Annotated in this window: 9 protein-coding genes and 1 pseudogene; 8 read left to right on the top strand and 2 right to left on the bottom strand. The window is 50.1% G+C overall.

The features are described from left to right. The first annotated feature begins 552 nt into the window (after window positions 1–552). The 5 genes and pseudogenes from GFC01_RS14055 (at window position 553) to GFC01_RS14045 (ending at window position 2,292) form a co-directional block, all read left to right on the top strand. Window positions 553–1,230: an epoxyqueuosine reductase gene (locus GFC01_RS14055; RefSeq protein WP_152947797.1), complete on the top strand. Its 678-nt coding sequence runs from the start codon at window positions 553–555 to the stop codon at window positions 1,228–1,230. An 80-nt stretch (window positions 1,231–1,310) separates the two neighbouring features. Next, window positions 1,311–1,496: pseudogene (locus tag GFC01_RS20225) on the top strand (nitroreductase family protein); the annotation flags it as partial. Next, entirely contained in the window at window positions 1,453–1,914 is a 462-nt protein-coding gene (locus GFC01_RS20220) for a nitroreductase family protein (RefSeq protein ID WP_423244397.1), read from the top strand. The pseudogene GFC01_RS20225 and the gene GFC01_RS20220, both read left to right, overlap by 44 nt. Before the next feature lie 57 nt (window positions 1,915–1,971). Next, a complete protein-coding gene (locus GFC01_RS19805) occupies window positions 1,972–2,106 on the top strand; it encodes a carboxymuconolactone decarboxylase family protein (protein WP_279233486.1) in 135 nt (44 codons plus the stop codon). Between the two features lie 30 nt (window positions 2,107–2,136). Continuing rightward, the gene (locus GFC01_RS14045) at window positions 2,137–2,292 is read left to right on the top strand and encodes a hypothetical protein (protein ID WP_152947796.1); all 156 of its coding nucleotides are present in this window, start codon (window positions 2,137–2,139) and stop codon (window positions 2,290–2,292) included. Window positions 2,293–2,727: 435 nt separating this feature from the next. Here GFC01_RS14045 and GFC01_RS14040 read toward each other — a convergent pair whose 3' ends face one another. Further along, a complete protein-coding gene (locus GFC01_RS14040; protein WP_194174962.1) occupies window positions 2,728–3,480 on the bottom strand; it encodes a phospholipase D-like domain-containing protein in 753 nt (250 codons plus the stop codon). Window positions 3,481–3,695: 215 nt separating this feature from the next. Next, complete coding sequence (locus GFC01_RS14035) at window positions 3,696–4,388, bottom strand: manganese efflux pump (RefSeq protein WP_152947794.1); 693 nt, start codon at window positions 4,386–4,388, stop codon at window positions 3,696–3,698. 1,278 nt (window positions 4,389–5,666) lie between these two features. Between GFC01_RS14035 and GFC01_RS14030 the strand changes: the two genes are divergently transcribed. From GFC01_RS14030 to pduB, 3 genes are all read left to right on the top strand, one after another. After that, window positions 5,667–6,791, top strand: coding sequence for a glycerol dehydrogenase (locus GFC01_RS14030; RefSeq protein ID WP_152947793.1), 1,125 nt, complete (start codon window positions 5,667–5,669; stop codon window positions 6,789–6,791). Between the two features lie 104 nt (window positions 6,792–6,895). Continuing rightward, window positions 6,896–7,180, top strand: a complete 285-nt coding sequence (eutM, locus tag GFC01_RS14025; RefSeq protein WP_152947792.1) for an ethanolamine utilization microcompartment protein EutM — start codon at window positions 6,896–6,898, stop codon at window positions 7,178–7,180. 15 nt (window positions 7,181–7,195) lie between these two features. Beyond that, window positions 7,196–8,002, top strand: a complete 807-nt coding sequence (gene pduB, locus GFC01_RS14020) for a propanediol utilization microcompartment protein PduB (RefSeq protein WP_152947791.1) — start codon at window positions 7,196–7,198, stop codon at window positions 8,000–8,002. Window positions 8,003–8,006 lie beyond the last annotated feature (4 nt).

Genomic DNA, 8,006 nt, shown 5'->3' with positions numbered 1-8,006 from the left:
GTGGGTTTGTCTGACCACCTGCGGGGTGGATGTCAAGGCCGCTGCCTTGAAACTAATGTTTTTGAGCGGTGAGGTCTCATAACGGGAAAAATTTTTATGGAGATACCTACTGGATCTTGACACGGACTAGTGTCAACCCACATTTGTCAAGGTCCGAACTATGATGACGGTTGCATAAGCCATCACTTCCTTGCCCCGACGCCGTCTTTTTTCTTGGCGACGCTTGCTTTTCCATTCAGATGTGCTACACTGGGACATAGAGGCTCTCTCCCCCCTGTGTGGAATGGTATAGAGACAAAACCATTTTAACCGGAGAAGAGCCTTTTCCAGTAAGGAATTCCCATTTCTATTTCCAGCTACTTGCTTGACAAATGTCCCTTGATACTATAGTTAACATAAATAATTTTAAACAAGTTTTTTTCCCGGGGATGTTAAAAATATTACACGGGGGTTGATTTTTTTTATTTTATAATGCAATGTACCGTAAATTTCTACAGTTCCAATTTAACGATTTAACCCGGAAATTTTGAAAAAAGGAAGGTGGGAGAAGACGTGTCTTTGACCGGGGAATTAAAGGAGTTTGCCTTTCGCCTAGGGCTGGCGGACATCGGCACCGCACCGGTAAGCAGGTACGCAGAGGCGCCCTCCGGACACAAACCCGGCGATTACCTGCCCGGCGCAAAAAGTGTAATTACCTTCGCTTACCGGCTGAATGAAGGGCCGCTTCGAAATCTGCCCGCCACCAGAAACCAGTACAACGTGGAATTCAATGCCGTCAATCAAATTCTTTTGAACTGCGCCCATCAATTGGCCCGGTTTTTGGAGGAACGGGGGTACGAGAGCGTGGCCTTTGGCCCGGAAGCGGATATCGGTGACTATTCCCGTCTGAAGGGAGATTTTTCCCATAAACACTCGGCCGTTTTGTGCGGCCTGGGGAAGTTTGGCGTCAACAACTTGTTGCTGCACCCGCGCTACCGCGCCCGGATCCGCCTGGCTTCGGTGGTTACCACCGCCGAACTCGATTATACGGCCCCGGCGGCCGAGGCGATTTGCGACACCTGCCTGGAATGCGTCCGGATTTGTCCTTCGGGAGCACTCAACAACTGGGAAGGAAACTATCACCCGGAGCGCGGCTGGGTAATCAACAAGGAAAAATGCGCCCACTACATGTTCGTGACCCATGCCGGAAAACGGTGCGGGCTGTGCATCCACGCCTGTTTGCGGAGTTAGGGCGGGCCGGGGGCTGACAGGGGTTGCCCGGTGGAACAGGGGCCGGAAGGCTTTTCAAATTAATCACAAGGGGTTTGCAGATGGATTTGGCGTCAATTCTCAAGGGCCGGAGAAGTATCAGGAAATATAAAAAAGATCCCATTGCCAGGGAGATTCTGGAGGAGATTCTTACCACAGCACTTTGGGCGCCGTCCGGGATGAACCTGCAAAATTGGGAGATTTATGTCGTCGGCGGGAAAACCCGGGATCAAATTGCAACGGCAGTTTCCAGGGCAAAATCACTCATCGAACCGGCAATCAGAGAACTTTTCCCAGACAAAATCGTGCAATTTACCATGCAATTTTTTACCAAATATCTGGGACGCCCCCTTTTTAATCCTTGTTTATGTGCCGCACATTCCGGTGAACATCGATCCCGGCATGAACAGCCTCGTCAGGTACAACGACGAGCGAATGAGGTTGACCAGTTTTCTAAGTGCTGCTGCCCTGGTTCAGAACATTTTAATCCTCGCCTACGAAAAAGGACTGGGAACGTGCTGGACGGCGGATCCCAAAAGGGCAGAAGACGAGATTAACGACATTCTGGAATCAAAGATAAAGAGCTTGTGGCGTGCATTTCGATCGGTTACCCGGACCAGACCCCGCCCGTACCGCCGCGGAAGGGCGATAAAATTCACTGGATAGATTGTTAAAATTTGCTGTTCACGACGATGAACAACAAACGAAAAGGAGGAGTTGTCAATGTCTTTAGCCGAACTTACCCAGGAGAAACACGACGAGTTCTTTAAGTTGACCCATACGGCGGGTGTGATGGATCAAAAGACCAAGCAGTTGATTCATACCGCTGTGGTGCTGGCTCTGCGCTGCGAACCATGAGTGGAAGCGAACCTGGCAGTTGCCAGGAAGATGGGGATTACCGAGGAGGAACTGGCCGAAACCATCCAGCTCGCCGCTTCCGTTGGTTCCGGCTCTTTGACCGCCATGGCCATCCGGGCTTCTGCCAAATCCAGCCCGCAAATGGAAGGAAAAGTGCTCAAAGATTATCTATATTTCAGCAGGTAGGAGTTTTTTTCTAAACTGTACGTTAAAGGTGCTCCGCTTGCGGGCAGGAGCCCCTTTAAATTCTTCAGCCAAATCCTAGCACTACAGCGTAAATTCATCCCATGAACCTTAACAATTTCCAGGAGCAACAGCCTCTTTTACGGTGGCGTTGAGAGACGACATATTTGCATATTTATTTAAAGTTACGCTGTAGTAATAGCATGTTTCCCGGTGCAGCCCCGTCGGTGGTTTTGATTAACCTTGTGCGGGGTGGCAGTCAAGGTTGCCGCCCTGAATTGAAATTCATTAAAATCGTGAGCATGAAAGACTAAAAGTCTATAATTTTTCAGGAAAACAGCCCATATCCTTACCTATCGGCTCATGGACAGCGAACACAAAAAGCCCGGGCCGGAATTCGGTCGGGCTCCTGGTGGAAGCTGGTGTATCATTCTGAAATTAGCCGTGCGCAACAGGTTTATGCTGTTCTTTGGATGATGAATGGGTGGTGGGATGGATTTTCCCCTGTTCGAGAGTAGCATCTGTTTTTTCCGCTTTCCCCGTTTCACTGGTGGTTCCTACCTTTTCCGTTTTTGCCGGCGTGGTATTACCTTTTAAGCTGGTAAACTCCCTGGAATCGCTCCACATCCGTTCAAACTCCTTTTCGCAAGCAGCAGCGAAAGATTCGTCCTTGAGCGTAACCAGCATTTCATCGTTGTTTTTGGCTGTAAGCGGGTTATAGTTATAGGTGCCCGTGGCCACCAGATCCCCGTCAACAATACTCATGCGCAGGTTCATCAAGCCCGGGTGGACGTTGACCTTTACCGGGATGCCGGCTTTAACCAGTTCGTTCATGGCCTGTTGCTGGGTTTCCCCTCTGGTTTGCTCCCGATCGGTGATTACCCGGATTTGTATGCCGCGTTTTTTTGCTGCCAGCACCGATTTGATTATCTCCGGATGGGTGAAGCTGTAACAGGCGATGTCTATTTCCTTTTGGGCGCCGGTGAAAAGTTTTGTTAGCGTCTCTGCCGGATCGGTATTGGTACGGGTGAATACGGGGGTACCCAAAGGACCGGCCCCGCCCTGGTTCGGTGGGACGGCAGCGGCCTGATTGACTGATGGCGCCGATTGCTGGTCCGTGGTTTTGTACGAGGAGGCGCAACCGGAAAGCAGCAACAAGGCCAGGGCCAAAATAAACATTCTTACGCGCATACTTGCAAACCCCTTTCGGATGAGATTTTCCTGCTCCGTTGCAGGTAATATATGTATTCGGTGCATTCCATAAATTTCCTGCTGGTAGCTGATAAAAATTTTATTCAGGCCACAAGAGGCAGACAACAAAAGTGGCAATCCGATTTTCCGACCATTTGCCCACAGAAAAACCTCAGTTATGCCATACTACACATATTTCATCGTTCACCTGCGTATCATACAAAAAATTCATAGATCCCAACAGCGATCAAAATAATACCGGCTACTAAGCTGGCGTATTTACCTAACCATCGGGAGAGATATTGATGCCCGAATTTTACTGAAATTGCTAAGGTAAAAAGACTTAAAACAAAAGTCATACCAGCGGTGAGTGGAATATTTATCCCGACCATCCCTCCGCCAAAACCACTGGCCAGGTTGTTTATCATCAGCGCAAAAGCAAGCAAAAAAGCCTCTTTTCCTTCTATTTTTCTTGATAAATCCATATCGGCCACCCAAGGTTCCTTTAAAATTTGGATAATAATACCCAACGATTTGATCTGCAGCGCCAGGATTGTTTTTGCTCTTAACATTTCATTTTTTAATGGCGCAAAGGGACTGGACATTTCTTTTAAAACCTGGGGAGCCGATTCAACCTTGTTCGGGGCAATCCAGGATTGTAAAATTACCCAAACTCCGGCACCGGCGATAATAGAGGATCCTATGATTTTGGCCGGGTGGGACGAAATATAGTTAGCCGCCACGTTGCCAATGCACATTGAGATAATAGTTCCAATGGTGGTGACAATAGCTACGATCAGGTTGGACCAAAAAGGAAGGTCGATCCGGCGAATACCATAACTGGCCCCGATACCGATGTTATCCAGGTTGGATGATAATGCCAGGAAAAATGCAGAAAATAGGTTCATTTTAATTTACCCCCTCTTTGATTTTGGGCTCATACAAAATTTATGTTGGGAAAACGGATGGGGTTACAGTCAAGCTACACAAACAACAAAGATAAAATCAATACACTGGAAATTTTTTAACTCACCATTTACCAACAAACGGTAACGCTTTCTCGCTGTCAAGGCTTCCCTCCGGCGCCGCCTAGTAAAGACCTTAAAGGCTCACCAGGGAACATGCTTAGAATTTAATCAGGCAGCGGACATTATGCCGACCTGGTCAATGCTTTCAGTGCCATGGTAAGGTAGCTCACGCGCCCTTTCAAAATCGGGATATTGTCCAGTTGTTCCCTTAATTCTTTCCCGCTTTTTTTCTGCTGGTTTAATTGTTTCTGACAAATCTTAATAACTGTTCCGCCGCCATGGGCGTTTTGGGCTAGGTATATTTCTTTTATGTTTATTCAGTTGCCCTTCCATGTCCCGCAACCTGGCCATCTGGTCTGCACCCGTTTTGCTCCAACCGTCAGGCCGCCTGCTTAAGCGAGTTAATAAAATGTGGCTGACATGTCCTTCTGCACTGCATCGCTTGCTTCTCCGCAATAGCAGCCTGAATTTCCTGCTTTTCTTCTGCCCTGACATGTCCTTTTGCACTGCATTGCTTACTTCTCCCGGATATTCCTTATAGTTTTTAATCCCTTCCCACTTGTGTTTAACTTGAATTACCTCCAACCAATGGTTGGGAGCTAACCTTACATGCCGGTAACGGCCAGGGCCGACCATGTTTCCCAGCACATTTAGGAATTCTCGTTCGATACATCCCGGCCCCTGTTGTCTGGCCATGACCAACCATTCATTGGAGTATTCTTTGCGCACTTTATAATGAAATCCGCTTTTGTTTCTTCATTCAGCCAGACACATAAATTGTCAGCACTGTTATTACCTGAATCCATACGGACTAGAATGGATTGTTGGTTCAATTGCTTGGCCAATTTGATACTCTTTGATCGTAACCTTCTTTCTTGATTATAAGGGGTTTTCATTGATTATCAATATTTTTGTCCTTTTATTCCATGGATTCAGGTACAAAAAGCAGATTTGTCCAGATCGTTCATTCTTCGGGGTGAGCGATATTTTTTATTGTCACTCTACGAGCACAATAAAGTGCTAGATGCAGTCATAATTGTCCACAGGGCAGGTGGCGATTTTCTCGAATTAAAAACTTAAAATAAGGAGTCTGAAACAGGAGAAATTTGCGGGTGTGAATGTTCTGGAAAAAGCAAATCCTGTACAGGAGGGGTGCTTATGAGTTACGTTAAGGTGATGATTGCCCCAAGCAGGTATGTTCAGGGAGCGGGGGCACTGGCGGAAATCGGTGAGCATGTCAGCAGGCTGGGCAAAAATGCCTTTGTGACGGGGGGCAAGACGGCTTTAGCCCAAACCCAGGAGGATATTGCGAAAAGTTTAGAGGGGAAAGGTATCGCTTATGTTTTCGAGACATTCCGCGGTGAGTGTTGCGACCCCGAAATTGGACGTCTGAAAACGGCAGCCGTTTCTGCAGGATGCGATATGGTTGTGGCGGTTGGTGGCGGTAAGGTTATCGATGCCGGTAAGGCCGTTGCCGCTTTGATGAAGGTGCCGGTTGTAATTGTGCCAACCATTGCAGCCACCGATGCTCCATGCAGCGCTCTATCTGTAATATACACCGAGCAGGGAGTTTTTGACCGTTATTTCATCCTGCCGCAAAACCCCAACCTGGTTTTAGTAGATACCTCGATCATTGCCAGGGCACCTGTACGTTTTCTGGTGGCGGGGATGGGTGACGCGCTGGCAACCTGGTTTGAAGCGGCCTCCTGTGCGCAGGCTGCCGCCCAAAATATACCCGGCGGCCGTACTACCACAGCCGCCCTGCGGCTGGCACGGCTATGCTATGAAATTCTCATCGAGTATGGGGAGCAAGCCAAGCTGGCTGTCGAGCGCCGGGTAGTGACTCCGGCGGTGGAAAAAATAGTGGAGGCCAATACTTTACTGTCGGGAATTGGTTTTGAGAGTTCCGGCTTGGCCGCTGCCCACGCTATTCACGACGGTCTGACGGTGCTGAAAGAGACACACCACACGTACCACGGAGAAAAGGTATCTTTTGGGACCCTGGCCCACCTGGTGCTGGAGGATCACCCGAGGGAAGAGATGGAGGAAGTACTCGATTTTTGCACCCGCGTGGGACTTCCTGTTACTCTGGCGCAGCTTGGGCTGAGAGAATTTTCGCGGGAGAAAATCCGGCGCGTAGCCGAGAAAGTGTGTGAACCAGGAATGATGATTCACAATATGCCCTTCCCGGTTACGCCGGACATGGTTTATGATGCCATCCTGGCGGCCGATGCCATCGGACAGGCTTACCTGCGTCGGCACGGAATTATAACTGAAAATTGATGGTAAAACCCTCTTCCCGGCAGGACCGCTGCGGCGGGAAGCCCGGGGAAGGGGGATGCCATAAATTAAACAACCAAACAACTGCTAAGGAGGTTGAACTGCTGATGAATGGAGAAGCGCTGGGAATGGTGGAGACCCGGGGACTGGTTCCGTCCATCGAAGCGGCAGACGCCATGGTGAAAGCGGCAAACGTAGTCCTGATCGGTTACGAGAAGATCGGATCCGGGCTGGTTACGGTCATGGTCCGGGGTGACGTGGGTGCGGTAAAGGCGGCCACCGATGCCGGCGCGGCTGCGGCTAAGCGGGTTGGAGAAGTAGTATCCGTACATGTCATCCCGCGCCCGCACACCGACGTGGAGAAAATTTTACCTGCGCCGGAAAAGAAGTAACTGGAGGTGACTTTAATGGACGAGCAAGTTGTCCAGAAGGTGCTGGAGGAAGTGATGAAAAAAGTGGGGGCAGCCAGCAGTGATGCGGCAGCATCGAGCAAGCACGCCGAACATACTGCAGCGGTAAAACTTCCTTCCCTGCCCACCGAATTTGTCGGTACGGCTATGGGGGATACCATCGGCCTGGTTATTGCCAATGTAGATCCGCTGCTTCACGAGAAGATGAAGCTGGACAGCCGTTACCGGTCCATAGGCATTTTAGGCGGCCGGGTGGGTGCCGGGCCGCAGATTATGGCGGCGGATGAAGCAGTGAAGGCCACCAATACTGAGGTCGTAGCCATTGAACTGCCCCGGGATACCAAGGGCGGTGCCGGTCATGGTAGCCTGATCATCTTCGGGGCCGAGGAGGTTTCCGATGCCCGCCGGGCGGTGGAGGTTGCACTGCAAGAATTATCGAGGACCTTCGGTGACGTTTACGTCAATGATGCCGGCCATCTGGAGTTTCAGTACACCGCACGGGCCAGCCATGCCCTGGAGAAGGCCTTTGGTGCGCCACTGGGGCGGGCATTCGGCTTGATCGTCGGTGCACCTGCGGCCATCGGCGTGGTCTGCTGTGATACGGCGATCAAGGCGGCGGAGGTGCAGGTGGTTGGCTACGCCAGCCCGGCCAGCGGCACCAGTTTTACCAACGAAGCAATCCTTTTTATGTCCGGTGACTCCGGTGCTGTGCGTCAGGCTCTGATTGCCGCCCGGGAAGTGGGGATTACCTTGCTCGCTACTATGGGAGAGAAGCCCCAGTCTTTAACTAAGCCCTATATTTAAGGAT

This window comes from Desulfofundulus thermobenzoicus, assembly GCF_009428905.1.
Taxonomy (GTDB): domain Bacteria; phylum Bacillota; class Desulfotomaculia; order Desulfotomaculales; family Desulfovirgulaceae; genus Desulfofundulus_A; species Desulfofundulus_A thermobenzoicus.
Note: the sequence above shows the minus strand (reverse complement) of the source record. Positions and strands in the feature narration are given on the sequence as shown.

Bases quoted from the DNA above. Each gene is read 5' to 3' on its own strand.
- GFC01_RS14030 (WP_152947793.1), top strand. From the start codon at position 5,667: ATGAGTTACGTTAAGGTGATGATTGCCCCAAGCAGGTATGTTCAGGGA.
- GFC01_RS14040 (WP_194174962.1), bottom strand. From the start codon at position 3,480: ATGCGCGTAAGAATGTTTATTTTGGCCCTGGCCTTGTTGCTGCTTTCC.
- GFC01_RS19805 (WP_279233486.1), top strand. From the start codon at position 1,972: ATGTCTTTAGCCGAACTTACCCAGGAGAAACACGACGAGTTCTTTAAG.
- GFC01_RS20220 (WP_423244397.1), top strand. From the start codon at position 1,453: ATGTCGTCGGCGGGAAAACCCGGGATCAAATTGCAACGGCAGTTTCCA.
- GFC01_RS14045 (WP_152947796.1), top strand. From the start codon at position 2,137: ATGGGGATTACCGAGGAGGAACTGGCCGAAACCATCCAGCTCGCCGCT.
- eutM (WP_152947792.1), top strand. From the start codon at position 6,896: ATGAATGGAGAAGCGCTGGGAATGGTGGAGACCCGGGGACTGGTTCCG.
- GFC01_RS14035 (WP_152947794.1), bottom strand. From the start codon at position 4,388: ATGAACCTATTTTCTGCATTTTTCCTGGCATTATCATCCAACCTGGAT.
- pduB (WP_152947791.1), top strand. From the start codon at position 7,196: ATGGACGAGCAAGTTGTCCAGAAGGTGCTGGAGGAAGTGATGAAAAAA.